This window comes from Bradyrhizobium sp. Crot121 (genome assembly GCF_059512385.1).
On the sequence record NZ_JCAMOR010000003.1, the window covers coordinates 48,258 to 67,677 of the forward strand.

Consider the following 19,420-nt stretch of genomic DNA (forward strand, 5'->3'; position numbering starts at 1 on the left):
GGAACTCGCGATCGTGCGCAGCAATGGAACTAGAGCCACTTCTTCAATTTGAAAAGGTAGTACGGCACGATCGCTGCAATCAGCATCATCACGAGCGCGATCGGATAGCCATGCGGCCAGTCGAGTTCCGGCATCGCCTTGAAGTTCATGCCGTAGATCGAGGCGATCAGCGTCGGCGGCATGAGCACCACGGCCATCACCGAGAACAGCTTGATGATGTTGTTCTGCTCGAGATTGACGACGCCGAGCATGGCGTCCAGCGTGAAGGTGATCTTGTTGGAGAGATAGGAGGCGTGGTCGGTCAGGGAGGCGACGTCGCGCTGCATGGTCTTGAGCTGCTCGCGCATGTCCTTGGACCATTTGACGCCTTCGATCACCGCCGACATGAAGGTGACGACGCGACCGATGGAGACCAGGCTTTCACGCACTTTCGAGGTCAGGTCGCCCTTGCGCCCGATCTCGATCAGGATCCGCGAATATTGCTTGGCATGGCCGTGCCGCTCGGCCTCCGGTTCGAAGATGTCGTGGGAGACCTGGTCGATATCGGCGCCGCACCGCTCCAGAATGTCGGCGCAGCGGTCGATCACTGCATCGAGCAACTCCATCAGCACCATCTCGCCGTTGATAGTGGGCGCGCAGGACCGCCCAAGCTTGGCCTCGACCAGCGCGAACGGTTTCGGCTGGTCGTAGCGCACGGTCACCAGTCGGTGGCCAGCCAGGATAAAGGTGACCGCCGTGGTGTGGGGCATGTCGGTGTCCGAATGGCACATCAGCGTCGCGGTCATGTAGCGCGCGCCGTTCTCGATATAGAGCCGGCTGGAAATCTCGATTTCCTGCATGTCCTCCCGGGTCGGCACCGCGATCCCGGCCAGCCGCTCCACGGCGCGGTCCTCCTCCGGCGTCGGCCTGACCATGTCGATCCAGACCGCATTCTCCGGCAAGGCCGCAACCTCGTCGGAAACGACCTTTTTCAGCGTGAAATCGGCAGGAACGAACACTGACAGCATCAGCAACTCCGGAACAGGGCACCGGCGCACCCAACAGGACTAAACGCGATTCTGGCAAGGGCTTCATGACCGGCGCATTAACCGCCTGTCCATATTTGTGGCGGCGAAATGGCGGCGGCGCGGCCCGGACTCGGCAACCGTTGCTGATCTGCACAGAAATCGGCCGCCGGATCGCAGGATTTGCGGCAAAAAAGCCACAGAAGGGGTCCCGCGACGCGGGATAGGTCTCTAAGCGCTGGGAATAGCGGCAGGTTTCGGCAATAATACGATCAAAGAGATGATGGAATCGTGGCGATTGGGGCGCATTTTCGCGCTGCGAGCGCAGATTTGCAACGGAAGTGTACCATGTCGTCGCTGAAAGTTACGCTGGGGATTGTGGCCGCCGGCCTGATGTTGTCGGGTTGCATGCAGGCTACAACTTACGAGGCCACCAACGCCGCCAATTTCAAGCAGCGCGATAAAGACCTGCTGGCGAAGACCACCTACGCGAAAGTTCCGGTCGCCGAGCCGTTCCGCCGCGCCATTGTGGATTACCACCGCAAGGAGGCGCCGGGTTCCATCGTGGTCGATTCCGATAACCACTATCTTTACCTGGTGCAGAAGGACGGCAAGGCGATCCGCTACGGCATCACCGTCGGCGAAGAAGCCATGGCATGGTCCGGCATTGCCAAGGTCGGCAGCAAGACCGAGTGGCCGGCCTGGCACCCGACCCCCGGCGAAATCTCCAGGCTCGGCGTTCCGACCTATGTCGCGCCGGGACCCGACAACCCGATGGGCTCGCGGGCGCTCTATCTGTACTCCGGCGGCAAGGACACGCTGTTCCGCATCCACGGCACCAACCAGCCGGAATATATCGGCGCCTCGATCTCCTCGGGCTGCATCCGCATGACCAATGAGGACGTGATCGACCTTTATGACCGCGTCGGCGTCGGCACCGTCGTGGTCGTGCTGGAGCCGAAGCACGGCGACTCGCCATTCAATTCGAAGATGGCGCTGCAGGGCGGCGGCAACGCCATGATGCAATAGTTCGCTTGCGGAAGACGCGATCAATGGCGCCGGCTTTGCCGGCGCTTTTTTGTTGGCTGCGGGTTGGTCGCCGCAGGCTTTGACTCCGTAGCGTCGGAATCGCCGGCATCCGGCTTCGCATTTTTTGACTTCGTATTCTCCGACTTGGTGTCAGTCTTGGCGCCGCTCTTTGGGTCCTCCTTGGCGGCGACCTCGCGCGGCGGCGCTTCCTCGGGGCGCTCGGCCGGCAACAGCGGGGCGACGGCCGGCAGCGGGTCCCAGACATCCCACTGGCAGATCCGGTAATTGTTTCGCCGCTCCATCCGGTCGAGATGGATGTGGTCCTCATGGTAGCCATCGGAGCCGGGCCCGAGCACGGTCGTGAAGCGGGTGCAGGCCGAGTGCAGCACGGTCTCGCGCAGATCGCGCGGCACGCTACGGTCGGTAAGCGAGATCGAGCGGCCGTTCGCGAGCTTGAAGGCGCGGACGTCGATCGCATTGGCGCGGCCATGCTCGGAAAGCTGCGCGCCAGGGACGCGATTGCGGCCGCGGCACTCGAAGGAATCGAAATTGTCGAGTTCGCTGATCGTGCCGCCAAGCGGGCCAGACAGGGGGGCGATGTCGGAGCGCACCCAGTCGGCGATCGCGGTAGCCATGGTGCAGCGGAGGATCGCCGCCGGCTTCACCGCAACCTTTCGCTTGTCGGGCAGCACGATCGCCTCCAGCCGCACCAGATCGTCGCCGCCGCAGCCGCCGTTGCCATGAATGGCGGGGATGCTTGGCGCAATGGCAATCTCTTCCGTCAGCGCCTGCCGGCAGGCTGAGGGCTGCGGCGGAGCAGCCTGCTCGGCAGCCTTGTCGTCGGACGCCTTATCAGCGGCTTTGCCGTGGTCAGCCGGCGGCGCCTTGTCGGCGGCTTTGCCATGATCGGCCGGACGGGCCTTTTCGGCGGCTGCGGGCGGCTCGGGCGGTCGCGCAGCAGGCGCCTCGGCCGGACGCGGCTTTGGCAATGGCACCATCACTGCCCGATGAACGGCCCGATGCGGCCTTGGCCGAGGAGGACTGAACAAGTCGGCGAAGGGAAACGGGACCGATCTGCGGGCCGCCAGGGCGGGTTCGGCCAGCATTCCGAGCAATATGGCTACGGCGGTAACCAGTGCCATTCCAGTGCGGCCAAACGCACCATAATTGGATTTTCGGCTTGCTTTCTCCGCGCTACAGTTCATGTCAATTTCATGATTGGACGGCTGGCTATACTGTCTGGCTGGCCGGTCATGCGAGAGAAAAACACTGAGGAGGGACGTGCGTATGCTTGGTTTGATGCAGGACTGGCCTTTGCTGTGTCACCGGATTATCGAACACGCAGCAAAATATCACGGCACACAGGAGGTCGTGACGCGGTCGGTCGAAGGCCCGATCCATCGCACCACCTATGCCGAAATCCATGCGCGCGCGCTGAAGGTCTCGCAGAGCCTGGAGCGCGACGGCATCAAGCTCGGCGATCGTGTCGCCACCATCGCCTGGAATACTTGGCGCCATCTCGAAGTCTGGTATGGCATCATGGGTATCGGCGCGATCTGCCATACCGTCAACCCGCGCCTGTTTCCCGAACAGATCGCCTGGATCATCAACCACGCCCAGGACCGCGTGGTGATGACCGACCTCACCTTCGTGCCGGTGCTGGAGAAGATCGCCGACAAGCTTCCGAGCGTCGAGCGCTTTATCGTGCTGACCGACAAGGCGCACATGCCAGAGACCACGCTGAAGAACGCGGTCGCCTATGAGGACTGGATCGCGGCGTCCGACGGCAAGTTCCAGTGGAAGACGTTCGACGAGAACACCGCAGCGGCGATGTGCTACACGTCGGGCACCACGGGCGACCCCAAAGGCGTATTGTATTCGCACCGTTCCAACGTGCTGCATGCGCTCATGGCCAACAACAAGGATGCGCTGGGCACATCCGCGACCGATACAATGCTGCCGGTGGTGCCACTGTTCCATGCCAATAGCTGGGGCATCGCTTTTTCCGCGCCCTCGATGGGCACCAAGCTGGTGATGCCCGGGCCGAAGCTCGACGGCGCCTCGGTCTACGAATTGCTCGACACCGAGAAGGTGACGCACACCGCCGGCGTGCCGACAGTGTGGCTGATGCTGCTGCAGCACATGGCCGCCAACGACCTGAAGCTGCCGCACCTGGAGATGGTGATATGCGGCGGCTCGGCGATGCCGCGCTCGATGATCGAGGCTTTCCTCAACATGGGCGTGGAGCCGCGCCACGCCTGGGGCATGACCGAGATGAGCCCGATCGGCACGGTCGCGGCGCTGAAACCGCCCTTCGGAGAGCGCACCGGCGAAGAACGGCTCGACGTCCTGCAGACGCAGGGCTACCCGCCGTTCGGCGTCCAGATGAAGATCACCGACGATGCCGGCAAGGAGCTGCCGTGGGATGGCAAGACCTTCGGCCGGCTCAAGGTCTCGGGCCCGTCGATCGCCAAGGCCTATTTCCGCGTCGACAGCAGCATTCTCGACGAGGAAGGCTATTTCGACACCGGCGACGTCTCGACGATCGATGCGCACGGCTACATGCGGATCACCGATCGCTCCAAGGACGTGATCAAGTCGGGCGGCGAATGGATCTCGTCGATCGACCTGGAGAACCTCGCGGTCGGCCATCCGGCCGTGGCCGAGGCCGCCGTGATCGGCGTGTTCCATCCGAAGTGGGACGAGCGTCCGCTGCTGATCGTGCAGCTCAAGCAGGGCCAGCAGGCGACGCGCGAGGAGATCCTGAAGTTCATGGACGGCAAGATCGCGAAATGGTGGATGCCCGACGATGTCGTCTTCGTCGACGGCATCCCGCACACCGCGACCGGCAAGATCCTGAAGACCGCGCTGCGCGATCAGTTCAAGAGCTACAGCCTCCCGACCGCGGCGGCGTAACGAACAGGTTCTCCGTCATGCCCGGGCTTGGCGACAGCCCGTAGGGTGGGCAAAGCGAAGCGTGCCCACCATCTCTTGCACCGACCGTGAATGGTAGGCACGCGGAGCCTGTCATCGGGCGCGCGTTCGCGCGACCCGTTGGCTTTGCCCACCCTACGGCCGGCGCAAGTTGATGCGCCCTCTCCTGACATCGCCAAAGATTCACGGGCACGTGCGACGCGCGATGCTGGGATCAGCGGATCGGCGCGAGGCCATCAAGCTGGCGCTGAGCTTCGGGTTCGCCCCATTCTTTCGCTTTTTGATACCAGTTGCGGGCCTGCGCGAGGTCCGCGAGCGGGCCACTGGCGCCCAATTGCTTGAGCACGATCGGGTCGTAAGTCCGGGCAAGGAGCAGCGCGGCGCGCGCGTCTCGTGCTTCGGCGGCGCGCAGCAGCAGTAGCCTCGCCGCCGCGATGTCGCCGCTGGCCAGCAAATCCTGTCCGCGCTTGACGACAACGGAAATTTCCTTCGGATCCAGATTGCGCACGGTGTCCATCTGCGGCGGCGGGGAAGCGGCCGCAGGCCGAGCCGGCACCGCAGCCACGACAGCCGCCGGTGGCCGCGCCGCAACGCTGGCAGCGGCTTTCCAGGAAAGCCGGATCGAACTACCCACGAGCGCGGCACCGTCGCCGTCACGCAATTCTACCGTCACCACCATCTGGCCGACGAAGCCGTCCGGCGGAATGACCGACACGGCGGAAATCTCCGACGCGGACACGCGCCACTCGTTGGCGGCGACGCGCTTGCCAGCCGTCAGCCGCGCGCCGGCTGGCAATCCGTTGATGGCAATGACGGCACCAGGAGGGGGAGCACCCACGCGCAGCCCGAGCGGCAGCGCGTCGTCGGCAAGCCCGCTGCTGTCCTCGACGGCGAGGGTCGCAGCCCGCTTGCGTTGCGGCGCCGGAAACAGCGAGGTCTTAAGCGACTGCCAGGAAGACGAGATCGATGCGATGGCGTTCGACTGAACCCCAGGACTTTGCGACGCCGGAATCGCCATGACGACGATCATCGCGATGGCTGCCGCAACCGCTGCCGCGATCGCGAACCTCGCTCCCACGCGGAGCAGCGCGCGCCTTCCCGAATTGCGGAGAACGGATGGCGCCTCCATGGGCTCCATCGCTTCCTGCATGGCTTGGGCGACGGCCTTGGTGAACATTTCCGAATGGTCGCGACGTCGAGGCTTGCGCAGCGATTGCAAGGGCGGATCGTCGACAGTCAACGATGCAGGCTCCGCGGACCGTCTGAGCGGCGCCGCCGGCTGCCCGCTTATCGCCCGCTCCCACGGCTCGCGCGGGGCGTAGTAGGTCGGATCGTTCGGATCAACGTAGCCTTCGTCCCTGCCGCCATTCATACTGAACGCTCGCCCTGAGGCGGCTGCCCACCAGCCCCGCTGATGTACGCCGGCTACGCTGTTCGCGATCCTTACGGCCCATGAGGATGCAACCGCGCACCTCCGGTCCGCCTGCGGCGACGACCGTGAGCTTAGGTCCTCTTGCAACGCTTCCGGCTGACGCCCGCCGTTATCTTTTTTTGATTGCCGTTGGCCGATGTCCTTCGCCAGGCCGGTCCCTTTGCTTCAGCGGTTCCGACAACCTAGAGTGGAGCCTTTAGCCCAAAGTTCCGCCGAGTCAATCGACAACTAGAGATCACTTTGATTGAATGGTTAATCGGTGAGGTTGCCAAATTTTCCCGTACCTTGTCCCATATCGCCGCAAACCTTGAAATTGCCGGGCCGCCGTGGTCTCAAGCTGAGAGTTTTTAACCGGCCCCTGGCAGTGGGCCAAGCCACAACACGGCAGTTCTCACCGATGGCCCGCAGGTTTTCTGTTCCCTATCAGTCGGAGCCGGTGTCCAGCCTCGCCACCTGGGCACGCAACCTCGCGATCTTCTCCGCAGTCGCGGTGATCGTCTCGATCCTCATCGTCCGCTTCGGCTTCCTGGAGATGAAGCCGGCGCTGGCGACCTTCTTCGGTGCGCTGGCCTGTGCCGGACTTTCGATCCTGCTTGGCTTCGCCGCCTTCGCCGCGATCTGGCAGAATGGTTCGCGCGGCATGGGCCGCATCCTTCTGGCCTTCCTGATCAACGCGCTGGTGCTCGCCTATCCCGCCTATCTCGCCGTACAATATCGCCGGCTGCCGCCGATCCACGACATCACCACCGACCCGATCGATCCGCCGCGGTTCGAGGCGCTGTCGCGCCTGCGCACCAGCGACGACACCAATTCGGCCGTCTATGCCGGGCTCTACTCAGCCGATCAGCAGCGCCGCGCCTATCCCGATATCGAGACCGTCGAGCTCGAGGTGCCGGTGGACCGCGCTTACGCGGTGACGCTGCAACTGGTGAACCGGCGCAAATGGCTCGTGATCGATGAGCGCCCACCGACGCCACCGCGCCGCATCGGCCGCATCGAGGCGGTGGCGCGCACGCCGATCATGGGCTTCCGCGAGGATGTCGCGATCCGCATCATGCCCGACGGCGAGGATTCGCGGGTCGATATCCGCTCAGCCTCTCGCTATTTCGAGGCTGACCTCGGCAGCAATGCTGCGCGCGTGTCGAAGCTGATTGAGGACATCAACACCGCCGTCGACAACGCGAAAGCCGCGCCGAAGAAGGCGCCGGCACCGCCGAAGGTGCAGGCAAAGACGGTGAAGAAGTGAGGCGGTGGGTCGGACACCGGTAACGAGCAGGCAGCTCGTCGCGAAGCGCGGTTGACCTTGGCAATCAATTGGAAAACGTCGTTGGCTGCTATATGGTCATCAACCGCAAGCAGGAGACGTTCTTCGTGCTGCTGGAGCAGACCCCTTCGGAGCGCGAGCGCATCCAGCGGCCCCCCTTGAGCTGCCCGTCTATGAAGCAATGGCAAACCAAAAACACCACACTGCGCTGCGTTGCCGCGGCAGCGTTTGCGTTTTGCCTGGTCATCGGCCTGGCGTTCGAGCTGCGCGCCGAATCCGAAACGCCGGCTGTAGCAACTCTTTCACCCGCGGCCCTGAAGCAGCTTGACGACACCATTCGCAATGAGATCACGAGCGGCAAGATTCCTGGCGGCATCCTGCTGATCCAACAACATGGCAAGCCAGTCCATTTCGAATGCTTCGGCGTGCGGGACCCCGACACGGGGCTGCCGATGACGCCGGACACGATCTTCCAGATCTATTCGATGTCGAAGGCCGTTACGTCGGTTGCGGCGATGATGCTGGTCGACGAAGGCAAGCTGGCTCTCGACGATCCAGTATCGAAATACATTCATTCCTTTGCAGACGCCAAAGTCGGCGTCGATATGTCCGACGAAGCAGGAAAGTATCCGCTCAAGCTCGAGCCGTTGAAGCGCCCGATTACGATCAGGGATCTATTGCGGCACACCTCAGGTATCACCTACGGCTTCTACGGCGAGACCCAGGTGCAGAAACTCTATGCGAATCCTCTATTGTATGCGGGGGATTTCAACAACGCCGACTTCGCCGATCGGATCGCAGTACTGCCGCTTGCCGATCAGCCCGCAACGCGTTGGAATTACAGCCATTCGACGGACGTGCTCGGCCGTGTCATCGAGGTGGCCTCGGGGCAGACGCTGTACCAATTCGAAAAGCAGCGGTTGTTCGATCCGCTCGGCATGTCCGACACTGCGTATTATGTCACGGATAAAGCAAAGTGGCCGCTGATCGCTAGGGGATTTCCTGTCGATCGCTCGCGAGTCGCCGGAATCACCGATCCTACATTGCCGAGGCGCTGGGAGTCCGGTGGAGCGGGCTTGGCCTCGACCACAGGGGACTACGCCCGCTTCCTGCAAATGCTGCTGAATGGAGGTGAGCTCGACGGCAAGCGGTACCTCAAGCGTGAGACAGTCGCACTGATGACGTCGGATCAGATTGGACCGGAAACCGGGATCATTCATGATCCCTTCTATTTTCCGGGCCCCACCAGTGGCTTCGGTCTTGGCTTTGCCGTGCGCACCTCGCCACCTCCGAATACGGACTGGCCACTCGGTGAATACCGTTGGGACGGCGCCGGCGGCAGTTTCTATTTCGTCGACCCCGTGGACGACATGTTGGGAGTCTTCATGGTGATGTCGCCCACACAGGGGGGACGGATCCAACTGAACTTGAAGTCGATGATCTACGAGGCGATGGGAAGGGGCCTGCGCAACTGACCAACCGCAAACTCGTTTTATTTCGCATTTCTCGGATCTTTCGCACCTGCGCCAGGCCAGCGCCTGGCAAGATCGAGTCCGTATTGGACCTTCTCGGACCTACACGCCCTGATGCAAGAACGCGCCCGGCAGAACCGGGCGCGTTTTTGCTCGGAAAAGGCGAGAACCTTAATCAGTCGAGTATTTGAACTCCGGCATCGCCTTCAGCTCTTCCTTGCTCGCGTTGTAGACCGCGTGATCCGGGTACCAGGGGTTCGACTTGGAGCTCGAGGTCGAGCTTGTGGCAGCGCCCGTGGTCGTCGAAGAGCCAGCGCCGCTCGCCGGCTTTGCGCCGGTGTTCGACGCGCCGGTATATGCGACCGGCTCGTTGACGAACTTGACCTTCTCGAAGGGCACGGCGACCAGATGCTCGCCGACGCCGAGGAAGCCGCCGACGCCGATCACGACCGCTTTGATATTGCCGCTCTTGTCCAGCAACATGTCGTTGATCGAGCCAATGCTCTCATTGTTGTCGTTATAGACATTCAGGCCGGCCATTTTCGACGCGCGCCAGTTGCCGTGGAACGAGGACGGAGCGGTGGTTGACGTGGTCGCCGCGGTGCTCGGGCGATCGCCAGTCGCCGTATTCGGCGTTTGCGCGAACGCGACGCTTGCAAGCAAGGCCGAAGCCGCGAGACCAGTGATGGTATACTTCGCTAACATGATCGGATCCTCCAGTTCGAAATCGATGCTGAGAGAACCCGGCACGTCAGCAAGCGTTCCGTATCAAGTGACACGGAACTTGTGGCGCCGAACAAATAGAGCGCCAGGTCGAAAAGTTCAGAGTTAAGCGATGAGCATGCGCTTTCAGAAACCGCCCCAATAGGGCGGTATACCGTAGTAGCGACGCAGTTCGGCTTCCTGCGACCGATCGCCCCAATATCCTTGTCGGCGCGAAACGACGGCGCGCGTTTCAACTCTTCATCTGATATGTCGAGCTCATAGGCCTCGAAACGCGTGTTGTAGCGCAACCGCACCCAGGGCAAGGGAATCAGATTGGTTCCGAGGCCGAAGAATCCGCCGAAGCTGAGCACGGCATAAGACACTTGACCGGTGACCTTGTCGATCATCAGCCGTTCGATGTGGCCGATCATCTCGCCGTTCGGCCGCCGCACCGCGGTCCCCTCGACACGGTCGCTGGCGATGAGCCGATGCGGTTTGGTGCTGGCGTCGGCTGCCATCTGGCCCTCCCCGCAAATGATCGAGAGAGACAACGCCACATTCGACGACTGGTTCCTACGCCATCGACGAGACAACCACACTTCCCTTTTGGAAGGGCGCGTAGCCCGGGCGGAGCGAAGCAAACCCGGGACACCTGCGTCAACGTTGACGAGCGGCCCCGGGTTACGCTTGCGCTCCACCCGGGCTACGCGCTGTTCGTAGGGAAGGAGCCGTGCCTTTAGCTCTGGTAGTCGACCAGCAGCGGGGAGAACGAACTGCCGTTAGCCGATGTGCTCGCGCTGCCGGCCGAATTGTACGAACTCGACGCCGACGCCGACAGCGACTCCTGCAGCGACTGCAGGAACTGCTGCAGGATGTCGCTGACGGAATTGCTCGTGGCGCCGGCTTCATCGGTCGAGGTTGAACCATCCGACGGCGGTGGCCCACCGGCGCCGCCATGGGGGCCATGGCTACCACCGGGACCCTGCGCGAAGGCGGCCTTGAACACGCCCTGCAATTCGGTCGCCTGATCGCTGGTCAGTTTGCCGCTCGAGACTTCCTGGTTGATGAGATCATCCAGCTTGGACTTCATCTCGTCCGGCGACGGCCACGTGCCGCTGGTCTGATCGCCGGTGCGGCTCGCCTGCATCGAGGCATCGATATCCGTCAGCGCCGACGACAGCGCGTCCTGATCCGACGAGCTGATGGCACCGGAATTGATTTCGGACTGCAGTTCGTCCTGCAGCCGCTGCAAGGGCGACTGATAGGTGCTGCCGGAGGCAGCCGAGATCGCGGTCATGGAATGCTCCAAATGATTCTGATAGGTACGCGTGAAACTCGCCGCGACGGTAGGGTTAACGGTCTTAACAGTGCCTTTTGGCCTGTTGCCCGCTGTTACCGCGCAGCCGTCAGAAACATTTGGAAACAAGAATCTTCGCCGCTTACCCCGAATCATCGACAAAAAGGTCAGCATGGCCCAGCCGCAGCCGAACATCCTTGTCGTCGAGGACGACCGCGAGACGCGCAGCTTGATCGCGAAATATCTGCGTAACAACGCCTGCAACGTCACCACCGCCGGCGACGGTCGCGAGATGGTCCGCGCGATGACCGATCACCGCGTCGATCTTCTGATCCTCGACGTCATGCTGCCGGGCGAGGATGGCCTCAGCCTGTGCCGCAAGGTGCGCGCGACCTCGCAGACGGCGATCATCATGCTGACCGCGCGCGGCGAGGACGTCGACCGCATCCTCGGCCTGGAGATGGGCGCCGACGATTATCTGCCGAAGCCGTTCAATCCGCGCGAGCTGTTGGCGCGGATCAACGCAGTGCTGCGGCGGCAGGCGGCGGCGCGCAACGCCAGCGCCATCGAAGGCGCGACCGTGCTGACGTTCCAGGGCTGGCGCATCGATTTCCGCCTGCGCGAGTTGCGCAACCCCGAAGGCGCCAAGGTCGCCATGACCAGCGCCGAGTTCGACCTGCTCAGGACATTGTGCGAGCGGCCCGGCCGCGTGCTGTCGCGCGACAGCCTGCTCGACCTGACGGGCGCGCGCGACGCCGGCTCGTTGGAGCGCTCGATCGACGTCCTGGTCAGCCGCATCCGCCGCAAGATCGAGCCCGATCCGCAGGAGGCCACCATGATCAAGACGGTGCGTGCCGGCGGCTACATGTTCACGCCAAGAGTGGAAGCAGCAACAGTCGAAGCGGTGACCGCGGCGGGCAATTGACGATGAAGCTCTCCGGCTTCCTCAATCTCAGGGGCATCAGCGGGCAGATCGCGGCGCTGGTGGTCGCCTCGATCATCGCCATCCACGTCATCATCGCCACGATCTTCCTCATCTCACGGCCGGACCAGTCGGAGCCGCTTGGCGACCGCGGACATGCCCAGCTCGCCAGCGCGATCCAACTTCTCGGCGCCGCCGCAGCGTCGGAACGACCGCGGCTGTCGGCTGACATCAACAACGCCTTTCCGCAGTTCGGCGTCGAAAGCCTGCCGCCCGGCACCACGCCTGCTGCCGGCGAACTGAATGAGCGCGAATTGCACCTGCTCTACCGCCGGCTCGGCGCCACCTATCGGCTGTTTCCGCTGGCGGGCAACGGTGCGCGGATCGGCGTCGTGCTGCCCGACGGCGCGATGATCTCGGCAAGACTGCTTGCGGATCGGCACCGGCCGCCATTCCTCGGCGGTCCGTGGATGATGACGCTGCTGTTCATGGTCATCAGCGTTGCGCTGCTCGGGCTGTGGGCGGCACGCGCGCTGACCGCGCCGCTCTCCTCGTTCGCGCGCGCCGCCGAAAACTTCAGCCTCGACGGCGCCGCCCCGCCGCTGCCCGAACGTGGACCGGAAGAGATCCGTTCGGTCGCGAAAGCATTGAACCGCATGCGCGAGCGCATCACTAGCCTGATCGAGGACCGCACCAAGATGCTGGCCGCGATCAGCCACGATTTGCGCACGCCGATCACGCGGATGCGGCTGCGCTCGGAATTCATCGAGGATGAGACTCATCGCAATCGCATGCTTGCCGATCTCGACCACATGCGCGCAATGCTGGAATCGGTGCTGTCGTTCCTGCGCAACGACCGCAGGCTGGAATCGATGACGCTGACCGATATCGCCAGCACGCTGCAGCTCGTCACCGACCAGTTTTCCGACATGGGCCACAAGGTGGGCTACGACGGCCCCGCACACGCGATGGCAACCGTGCGGCCGGACGACCTGCACCGCAGCGTCACCAATCTCGTCGAGAACGCGGTGCGGTTCGGCGGTGAGGCGACGATCCGGCTCCGCACCGCGCCTGATAGCATCACAATCGAAGTCGAGGACGATGGCCCCGGCATTTCGGATGCGCGCAAGCGCGATGTGCTGGAGCCGTTCGTGCGCGGCGACGATGCGCGCAACATGGACGAGTCCGGAGGCTTCGGCCTCGGGCTTTCCATCACCAACGCGATCGTGCTCGCGCATGGCGGGACATTGTCGCTGCACGACAAGCAGCCGCACGGACTCGTCGCGCGGATCGAGTTGCCGATGCGCGCGGAGAGCCGACGCTCAGCCGCCTGACGTCAGGCCGCGAGCGGCGCGTGTTCGCTGCCGTGCTCCGGATAGATCGCAATGGCCTCGAAGCGGTAATCGCAGGCGCGGCAATGCCAGAGATAGAATATCCGGCCACCATCCTGCTCGACCCAGTCCGGCTTCGCGATCGGCTTGCCGCATTGTGCGCAAGGATTTCCACGCGGCAGATCAGCGGAATCAAAGTGGGTCATGATGCGTCTCCCGTTATCGACTTTTCTTGGTCGGTTTTCTTGATTGGCGTTTCTTGATTTATCGGCAGAACGCACTGAACCCCGCGCCTGCCATGCGAAATCCTAAGGCGGCTTTGAGTCATTTGCGCGACAAGAAGCTTGCGGCCGTGCAGCAAATCGTCGTCTAAGACTTTACTAAAGTCCGTCGCATAACGCCCCGCTTTCGCCACATATCTGCCCGGCGGCCGCAACAATTCGCTTGCGTAAGTGGAACAGACCATTCCGTCGCCGAGATCTCGCCCGATGAAACTCCCTTTCACCCTCACCTTGCTTGCGGCTGTTGCCGCAGTGCTTCTGGGCTCGCCTGCGCAGGCACAGCAGCGCTCGCAATATGAGGCGCTGGTCGCCGCCCATGCGCAGGCCAATCTGGTGCCTGATACGTTGGTGCACCGCGTGATCGTGCGCGAGAGCAAGTATCAGCCGAACCTGGTCGGACGCGGCGGCGCGATCGGGCTGATGCAGATCAAGCTCGCGACCGCCCGCGGCCTTGGCTACAAAGGCGATGCGGCGGGCCTGCGTGATCCCGAAACCAACCTCACCTATGGCATCAAATATCTCGCCGGCGCCTATCGCGCCGCCGGCGGCAACCATGACCGCGCCGTGCGCTACTACGCCGCCGGGTATTATTACGCCGCCAAGCAGCAGCGGCTGCAGCACCTGAAGGAATCCAGGAGAGAATCCCGCCCGACGCTTGCCGCCGCAGCGCAAAAAGAGCAGACCGAGGCCGAGGCGCCGGAAAGCGCGGCCGACGCCGACGCACAGCAGGTCCCCGGCAACTGAGGGGCACGGCCGCGAAGCGCGGCGTTGACAGGTCGGCATATCCGCTTACATTAGACGCGTTCCGAGGGGTGCTCCGAGGAGGAGCTGAGATACCGCACGCTTGGCGTTGGCCATTCTGGCCGATATCCGGGACCGCGGTGACCCTTTGAACCTGATCCGGGTCATACCGGCGAAGGGACAGGGATGTACCAGAGCAAGTCTTCGCGGGGGGATTCCCCCGTATCTATCATCGGCGCAGGCATCGCAGGCGCATGGCAAGCGTTATTGTTCGCGCAGGCCGGTCATGCCGTCACTCTGCACGAGCGCAGTGACGCCGCGATGACGGAATCCACAAGCCATTGGGCCGGCGGCATGCTGGCGCCCTATTGCGAGGCCGAGGTCGCCGAACCCATCATCAGCCGGCTCGGCCTGCGCTCGCTCGATATCTGGCGGCGCGAATTGCCGGATACGCCGTTCAACGGCTCGCTGGTGGTGGCGCATGCGCGCGAGCGCAACGATTTCGAGCGCTTTGCCCGGATGACCGAAGGCCACGAGCGGCTCGATGCGTCAGGCGTCGCGCAGCTCGAGCCCTCGCTCGACGGCCGTTTCCGCGACGCGCTGTTCTTCCCGGCCGAGGGCCATGTCGAGCCGCGCCGCGTGCTGCCCAGGCTGCATGAGCGCATCCTCGCCGCCGGCGGCATCATCAAGTTCAACAGCGACATCAGCGCGGAGGATCTCGAGGGCATCGTGATCGATTGCCGCGGCCTGTCGGCGCGCGACGGAGAGCCTGAGCTGCGCGGCGTCAAGGGCGAGATGATCCTGATCGAGACCGCAGAGGTGGAGCTGTCGCGCCCGGTGCGGCTGATCCATCCGCGCTGGCCGCTTTACGTGATCCCGCGCGAGGATCATCTGTTCATGCTGGGCGCGACCTCCATCGAGGCCGAGGACACCGGCGTCAGCGTCCGCTCGGCGCTGGAGCTTCTGGGCGCGGCCTATGCGGTGCACCCGGCCTTCGCCGAGGCGCGCATCCTCGAATTCGGCTCCGGCCTGCGCCCGGCCTTTCCCGACAATCTGCCGCGGATCACGATCGACCGGACGAAGATCTCGGTGAACGGCCTTTACCGTCACGGCTTCCTGCTGGCGCCCGCGCTGGCGGAACTGACGCTCGCCTATGTCGCACGCGGCCAGATCGACAATGAGGTGATGCGATGCGTGTGATCGTCAACGGCGAGCCGCGGGAGATCACTTCGGCGAGCATCGACGCGCTGCTCGCCGAGCTCGACTACGAAGGCACCCATTTCGCGATCGCGCTGAATTACGACGTGCTGCCGAAGAGCCGCTGGGCCGAGACCGCGCTGAAAGCCGGCGACGAGATCGAAATCATCACGCCCCGGCAGGGAGGGTGATGGTGTTGGAAACGCAGCTGCGTGCCGCACTTCACCTCGCCCCGCTTGCGCGGAGAGGTCGGATCGCATCGCAAGATGCGATCCGGGTGAGGGGGACTCTCCGCGAGTCTCACTTCCACCGTTTTTGCGGAGGGAGCCCCTCACCCTACCCCTCTCCCCGTGAAGGACGGGGAGAGGGAGTTAACCGAGATCGAGGAGACGCATGGTGCTGAACTTCTACGGCAAGACCTTCGCCTCACGCCTCTTGATCGGCACGGCGCTCTACCCCTCGCCCGCGATCATGCAAGGCGCGATCCGTGCGTCCGGCGCCAACATCGTCACCGTGTCGCTGCGGCGCGAAGCCGCCGGCGGTAAAACCGGAGATGCGTTCTGGTCGCTGATCCGCGAACTTGATGTGACGGTTCTGCCGAACACCGCCGGCTGCCGCAGCGCGCGCGAGGCGGTGACCACGGCCAAGCTCGCGCGCGAATTGTTCGGAACGAGCTGGATCAAGCTGGAAGTGATCGCCGACAACGACACGCTGCAGCCTGACGTCGTCGGCCTGGTCGAAGCAGCCTCGATCCTGATCAAGGATGGTTTCGAGGTGTTCCCCTATTGCACCGAAGATCTTTCGGTGGCGATGCGGCTGGTCGATGCCGGCTGCAAGGTGGTGATGCCCTGGGCCGCGCCGATCGGCAGCGCCAGGGGGATCACCAACCGCGATGCGCTAAAACTGCTGCGCGACCGCCTGCCCGACATCACGCTGGTAGTCGACGCCGGCATCGGCGCGCCCTCGCATGCGGCCCACGCCCTCGAGCTCGGCTACGATGCGGTGCTGCTCAACACGGCGGTCGCGAAAGCCGCCGATCCCGTCGCGATGGCCAATGCGTTCCGCCTCGGCATCGAGGCCGGCCGCGCCGCCTATGAGGCCGGACTGATGGACGCGCGCGATTTCGCCTCCCCCTCCACCCCTGTCATCGGGACTCCGTTCTGGCATGCCGTATCCTGATCCATTTTACCCCGTCGTCGACAGCGTCGCCTGGGTCGAGCGGCTGACGAAACTCGGCGTCGGCACGATCCAGCTCCGCGCCAAGGATCTGAACGACGCCGAAGCGCTGCAGATCGTCACCGATGCGCTCGCGGTGACCAGGGGCACGCCGACAAAGCTGGTCGTCAATGACTACTGGCGCGCGGCGATCGTCGCCGGCGCCGAGCATCTGCATCTCGGCCAGGAAGATCTCGAGGGCGCCGATCTCGCCGAGATCCGCAACGCCAGGCTGACGCTCGGCATCTCCACCCATGACGACGAGGAGCTGGCGACCGCGCTGAAAGCCGAGCCTGATTATATCGCGCTCGGCCCGATCTTCCCGACCACGCTGAAATCGATGCGCTTCGCCCCGCAGGGGATTCCGAAGATCACCGAATGGAAGAAGCGCATCGGTGACATCCCGCTGGTTGCGATCGGCGGCATCAAGTTCGAGCAGGCCGCGGAGATCTTCGCCGCCGGCGCCGACTCGATTGCTGTCGTCTCCGACATCACCCAGAACGCCGACCCCGATGCGCGGGTCAGACAATGGCTTGGCAAAAGCGCAAAGGCCGCGTGATGCAAAGCCTCACCCACCGTCATTGCGAGCGAAGCGAAGCAATCCATTGCCACCCGGATTTGCGGCGCCAATGGATTGCTTCGTCGCTATCGCTCCTCGCAATGACGGAATAACAACGCTCTTTAAGGAGGAACTCCATGAACATCCGTTCCAACCCCGACACCACCATTCCCGCCGTCACCACGGGGCCACTACCGTCCTCGCGCAAGATTTTCTCCACCCCCGACACGGCGCCTGATGTGCGGGTGCCGCTGCGCGAGATCATCCTGAGCGAAGGCGCCGGCGAGCCCAATCTTCCCGTCTATGACACCTCGGGCCCGTACACCGATCCGTCCATCGTGATCGACGTCAATGCCGGCCTGCCGCGCAATCGTCTCGCCTGGGTCAAGGAGCGCGGCGGCGTCGAGCAATATGAGGGGCGCACGATCAAGCCGGAAGACAACGGCAACCTCTCCGCCGACAAGGCGGCGCGCGCCTTCACCGCGCACCACCAGCCGCTGCGCGGCCTCGACGGCCACAAGATCACCCAGCTCGAATTCGCCCGCGCCGGCATCATCACCAAGGAGATGATCTACGTCGCCGAGCGCGAGAATCTCGGCCGCAAGCAACAGCTCGAGCGCGCGGAAGCCGCGCTCGCCGATGGCGAGAGCTTTGGCGCCTCGGTGCCGGCCTTCATCACGCCGGAATTCGTACGCTCAGAGATCGCGCGCGGCCGCGCCATCATCCCCTCCAACATCAACCATGCCGAGCTCGAGCCGATGATCATCGGCCGCAACTTCCTGACCAAGATCAACGCCAATATCGGCAACTCCGCCGTGACGTCGTCGGTCGAGGAAGAAGTCGAGAAGATGGTGTGGGCGATCCGCTGGGGCGCCGACACCGTGATGGACCTCTCGACGGGGCGCAACATCCACACCACCCGCGAATGGATTTTGCGCAACTCGCCGGTGCCGATCGGCACCGTGCCGATCTACCAGGCGCTGGAGAAGTGCAACGGCGATCCGGTCCAGCTGACCTGGGAACTCTACAAGGACACGCTGATCGAGCAGTGCGAACAGGGCGTCGACTATTTCACGATCCACGCCGGCGTGCGCCTGCCCTACATCCATCTCACCGCCAACCGCGTCACCGGCATCGTCTCGCGCGGCGGCTCGATCATGGCGAAGTGGTGCCTGGCGCATCACAAGGAGAGCTTCCTCTATACGCATTTCGACGAGATCTGCGACCTCATGCGCAAGTATGACGTCTCGTTCTCGCTCGGCGACGGCCTGCGTCCCGGCTCGATCGCCGACGCCAATGACCGCGCGCAGTTCGCCGAACTCGAGACGCTCGGCGAGCTGACGAAGATCGCCTGGGACAAGGGCTGCCAGGTCATGATCGAGGGCCCCGGCCACGTGCCGATGCACAAGATCAAGATCAACATGGACAAGCAGCTCAAGGAATGCGGCGAAGCCCCGTTCTACACGCTTGGGCCGCTGACCACGGACATCGCGCCGGGCTACGACCACATCACGTCAGGCATCGGCGCCGCCATGATCGGCTGGTTCGGCTGCGCCATGCTCTGCTACGTCACGCCGAAGGAGCATCTCGGCCTGCCTGACCGCAACGACGTCAAGACCGGCGTCATCACCTACAAGATCGCCGCCCATGCCGCCGACCTCGCCAAGGGTCACCCCGCCGCCCAGCTCCGCGACGACGCGCTGTCGCGCGCGAGATTCGACTTCCGCTGGACCGACCAGTTCAACCTCGGCCTCGACCCCGAGACCGCGAAGAACTTCCACGACGAGACCCTGCCGAAGGAAGCCCACAAGGTCGCCCATTTCTGCTCGATGTGCGGCCCAAAGTTCTGCTCGATGAAGATCACCCAGGACGTCCGGGATTACGCCGCGACGCTGAACGATCCGGCGAGCGTCGGGATGTCGATGCAGGGGACTATCGAAGACGGCATGGCCGCGATGAGTGCCAAGTTCAAGGAGATGGGCGGGGATGTGTATCTTGACGCGGAGAAGGTGAAGGAGAGCAATCAGGCGCTCTGAC

General features: G+C 63.6%; 19 protein-coding genes and 1 riboswitch. Of the genes, 12 read left to right on the forward strand and 7 right to left on the reverse strand.

What is annotated here, in order from left to right; all coding sequences use genetic code 11:
- Positions 1 to 29 precede the first annotated feature (29 nt).
- A complete protein-coding gene (locus AC5ZGW_RS04375) occupies positions 30 to 1,007 on the reverse strand; it encodes a magnesium transporter CorA family protein (RefSeq protein WP_028168285.1) in 978 nt (325 codons plus the stop codon).
- Positions 1,008 to 1,352: 345 nt separating this feature from the next.
- On the opposite strand from AC5ZGW_RS04375, the gene AC5ZGW_RS04380 reads away from it, so the two are divergent.
- Positions 1,353 to 2,033: a L,D-transpeptidase gene (locus tag AC5ZGW_RS04380; RefSeq protein ID WP_130227366.1), complete on the forward strand. Its 681-nt coding sequence runs from the start codon at positions 1,353 to 1,355 to the stop codon at positions 2,031 to 2,033.
- A gap of 20 nt (positions 2,034 to 2,053) precedes the next feature.
- Here AC5ZGW_RS04380 and AC5ZGW_RS04385 read toward each other — a convergent pair whose 3' ends face one another.
- Entirely contained in the window at positions 2,054 to 3,238 is a 1,185-nt protein-coding gene (locus AC5ZGW_RS04385) for an extensin family protein (RefSeq protein ID WP_496113869.1), read from the reverse strand.
- 82 nt (positions 3,239 to 3,320) lie between these two features.
- Here AC5ZGW_RS04385 and AC5ZGW_RS04390 point away from each other — a divergent pair, with 82 nt between their 5' ends.
- On the forward strand, positions 3,321 to 4,949 hold the full coding sequence (locus tag AC5ZGW_RS04390) for a fatty-acid--CoA ligase (RefSeq protein ID WP_130227367.1): 1,629 nt from the start codon (positions 3,321 to 3,323) through the stop codon (positions 4,947 to 4,949).
- Positions 4,950 to 5,181: 232 nt separating this feature from the next.
- Here the strand turns inward: AC5ZGW_RS04390 and AC5ZGW_RS04395 are convergent, their stop codons facing one another.
- Complete coding sequence (locus AC5ZGW_RS04395; protein ID WP_245474825.1) at positions 5,182 to 5,997, reverse strand: hypothetical protein; 816 nt, start codon at positions 5,995 to 5,997, stop codon at positions 5,182 to 5,184.
- 799 nt (positions 5,998 to 6,796) lie between these two features.
- Here AC5ZGW_RS04395 and AC5ZGW_RS04400 point away from each other — a divergent pair.
- Positions 6,797 to 7,645: a DUF1499 domain-containing protein gene (locus tag AC5ZGW_RS04400; RefSeq protein WP_130227368.1), complete on the forward strand. Its 849-nt coding sequence runs from the start codon at positions 6,797 to 6,799 to the stop codon at positions 7,643 to 7,645.
- 191 nt (positions 7,646 to 7,836) lie between these two features.
- The gene (locus AC5ZGW_RS04405) at positions 7,837 to 9,138 is read left to right on the forward strand and encodes a serine hydrolase domain-containing protein (RefSeq protein WP_130227387.1); all 1,302 of its coding nucleotides are present in this window, start codon (positions 7,837 to 7,839) and stop codon (positions 9,136 to 9,138) included.
- Between the two features lie 168 nt (positions 9,139 to 9,306).
- Here AC5ZGW_RS04405 and AC5ZGW_RS04410 read toward each other — a convergent pair whose 3' ends face one another.
- The 3 genes from AC5ZGW_RS04410 to AC5ZGW_RS04420 form a co-directional block, all read right to left on the reverse strand.
- The gene (locus tag AC5ZGW_RS04410) at positions 9,307 to 9,840 is read right to left on the reverse strand and encodes a PRC-barrel domain-containing protein (RefSeq protein WP_130227369.1); all 534 of its coding nucleotides are present in this window, start codon (positions 9,838 to 9,840) and stop codon (positions 9,307 to 9,309) included.
- Positions 9,834 to 10,358: a PRC-barrel domain-containing protein gene (locus AC5ZGW_RS04415; RefSeq protein WP_245474827.1), complete on the reverse strand. Its 525-nt coding sequence runs from the start codon at positions 10,356 to 10,358 to the stop codon at positions 9,834 to 9,836. Before AC5ZGW_RS04415 ends, AC5ZGW_RS04410 begins: the two co-directional genes overlap by 7 nt.
- A 218-nt stretch (positions 10,359 to 10,576) precedes the next feature.
- A complete protein-coding gene (locus tag AC5ZGW_RS04420; protein WP_130227370.1) occupies positions 10,577 to 11,137 on the reverse strand; it encodes a hypothetical protein in 561 nt (186 codons plus the stop codon).
- Between the two features lie 172 nt (positions 11,138 to 11,309).
- Here AC5ZGW_RS04420 and AC5ZGW_RS04425 point away from each other — a divergent pair, with 172 nt between their 5' ends.
- Both AC5ZGW_RS04425 and AC5ZGW_RS04430 read left to right on the forward strand, forming a co-directional pair.
- Entirely contained in the window at positions 11,310 to 12,062 is a 753-nt protein-coding gene (locus AC5ZGW_RS04425; RefSeq protein WP_130227371.1) for a response regulator, read from the forward strand.
- A gap of 2 nt (positions 12,063 to 12,064) precedes the next feature.
- Positions 12,065 to 13,393 (forward strand): ATP-binding protein, encoded by a 1,329-nt coding sequence (locus AC5ZGW_RS04430; RefSeq protein ID WP_130227372.1) that lies wholly within the window; start codon positions 12,065 to 12,067, stop codon positions 13,391 to 13,393.
- Between the two features lie 2 nt (positions 13,394 to 13,395).
- Here the strand turns inward: AC5ZGW_RS04430 and AC5ZGW_RS04435 are convergent, their stop codons facing one another.
- Entirely contained in the window at positions 13,396 to 13,596 is a 201-nt protein-coding gene (locus AC5ZGW_RS04435; RefSeq protein ID WP_028168891.1) for a hypothetical protein, read from the reverse strand.
- Between the two features lie 282 nt (positions 13,597 to 13,878).
- Between AC5ZGW_RS04435 and AC5ZGW_RS04440 the strand changes: the two genes are divergently transcribed.
- The 6 genes from AC5ZGW_RS04440 (at position 13,879) to thiC (ending at position 19,419) form a co-directional block, all read left to right on the forward strand.
- On the forward strand, positions 13,879 to 14,415 hold the full coding sequence (locus AC5ZGW_RS04440; protein WP_130227373.1) for a lytic transglycosylase domain-containing protein: 537 nt from the start codon (positions 13,879 to 13,881) through the stop codon (positions 14,413 to 14,415).
- 54 nt (positions 14,416 to 14,469) lie between these two features.
- Positions 14,470 to 14,611, forward strand: a riboswitch (TPP riboswitch).
- The gene (locus AC5ZGW_RS04445) at positions 14,599 to 15,612 is read left to right on the forward strand and encodes an FAD-dependent oxidoreductase (protein WP_130227374.1); all 1,014 of its coding nucleotides are present in this window, start codon (positions 14,599 to 14,601) and stop codon (positions 15,610 to 15,612) included. It overlaps the preceding riboswitch by 13 nt.
- Positions 15,603 to 15,800, forward strand: a complete 198-nt coding sequence (thiS, locus tag AC5ZGW_RS04450; protein ID WP_028168893.1) for a sulfur carrier protein ThiS — start codon at positions 15,603 to 15,605, stop codon at positions 15,798 to 15,800. The genes AC5ZGW_RS04445 and thiS overlap by 10 nt, the downstream gene beginning before the upstream one ends.
- Positions 15,801 to 16,005: 205 nt before the next feature.
- Positions 16,006 to 16,788, forward strand: coding sequence for a thiazole synthase (locus AC5ZGW_RS04455; protein ID WP_130227388.1), 783 nt, complete (start codon positions 16,006 to 16,008; stop codon positions 16,786 to 16,788).
- Complete coding sequence (locus AC5ZGW_RS04460) at positions 16,775 to 17,383, forward strand: thiamine phosphate synthase (protein WP_130227375.1); 609 nt, start codon at positions 16,775 to 16,777, stop codon at positions 17,381 to 17,383. The genes AC5ZGW_RS04455 and AC5ZGW_RS04460 overlap by 14 nt, the downstream gene beginning before the upstream one ends.
- A gap of 137 nt (positions 17,384 to 17,520) precedes the next feature.
- On the forward strand, positions 17,521 to 19,419 hold the full coding sequence (thiC, locus tag AC5ZGW_RS04465) for a phosphomethylpyrimidine synthase ThiC (RefSeq protein WP_130227376.1): 1,899 nt from the start codon (positions 17,521 to 17,523) through the stop codon (positions 19,417 to 19,419).
- The last annotated feature ends 1 nt before the right edge of the window (position 19,420 follow it).

Coding starts and splice junctions, on each gene's coding strand:
- AC5ZGW_RS04375 (WP_028168285.1), bottom strand. CDS start 1,007: ATGCTGTCAGTGTTCGTTCCTGCCGATTTCACGCTGAAAAAGGTCGTT.
- AC5ZGW_RS04380 (WP_130227366.1), top strand. CDS start 1,353: ATGTCGTCGCTGAAAGTTACGCTGGGGATTGTGGCCGCCGGCCTGATG.
- AC5ZGW_RS04385 (WP_496113869.1), bottom strand. CDS start 3,238: ATGAACTGTAGCGCGGAGAAAGCAAGCCGAAAATCCAATTATGGTGCG.
- AC5ZGW_RS04390 (WP_130227367.1), top strand. CDS start 3,321: ATGCTTGGTTTGATGCAGGACTGGCCTTTGCTGTGTCACCGGATTATC.
- AC5ZGW_RS04395 (WP_245474825.1), bottom strand. CDS start 5,997: ATGATCGTCGTCATGGCGATTCCGGCGTCGCAAAGTCCTGGGGTTCAG.
- AC5ZGW_RS04400 (WP_130227368.1), top strand. CDS start 6,797: ATGGCCCGCAGGTTTTCTGTTCCCTATCAGTCGGAGCCGGTGTCCAGC.
- AC5ZGW_RS04405 (WP_130227387.1), top strand. CDS start 7,837: ATGAAGCAATGGCAAACCAAAAACACCACACTGCGCTGCGTTGCCGCG.
- AC5ZGW_RS04410 (WP_130227369.1), bottom strand. CDS start 9,840: ATGTTAGCGAAGTATACCATCACTGGTCTCGCGGCTTCGGCCTTGCTT.
- AC5ZGW_RS04415 (WP_245474827.1), bottom strand. CDS start 10,358: ATGGCAGCCGACGCCAGCACCAAACCGCATCGGCTCATCGCCAGCGAC.
- AC5ZGW_RS04420 (WP_130227370.1), bottom strand. CDS start 11,137: ATGACCGCGATCTCGGCTGCCTCCGGCAGCACCTATCAGTCGCCCTTG.
- AC5ZGW_RS04425 (WP_130227371.1), top strand. CDS start 11,310: ATGGCCCAGCCGCAGCCGAACATCCTTGTCGTCGAGGACGACCGCGAG.
- AC5ZGW_RS04430 (WP_130227372.1), top strand. CDS start 12,065: ATGAAGCTCTCCGGCTTCCTCAATCTCAGGGGCATCAGCGGGCAGATC.
- AC5ZGW_RS04435 (WP_028168891.1), bottom strand. CDS start 13,596: ATGACCCACTTTGATTCCGCTGATCTGCCGCGTGGAAATCCTTGCGCA.
- AC5ZGW_RS04440 (WP_130227373.1), top strand. CDS start 13,879: ATGAAACTCCCTTTCACCCTCACCTTGCTTGCGGCTGTTGCCGCAGTG.
- AC5ZGW_RS04445 (WP_130227374.1), top strand. CDS start 14,599: ATGTACCAGAGCAAGTCTTCGCGGGGGGATTCCCCCGTATCTATCATC.
- thiS (WP_028168893.1), top strand. CDS start 15,603: ATGCGTGTGATCGTCAACGGCGAGCCGCGGGAGATCACTTCGGCGAGC.
- AC5ZGW_RS04460 (WP_130227375.1), top strand. CDS start 16,775: ATGCCGTATCCTGATCCATTTTACCCCGTCGTCGACAGCGTCGCCTGG.
- thiC (WP_130227376.1), top strand. CDS start 17,521: ATGAACATCCGTTCCAACCCCGACACCACCATTCCCGCCGTCACCACG.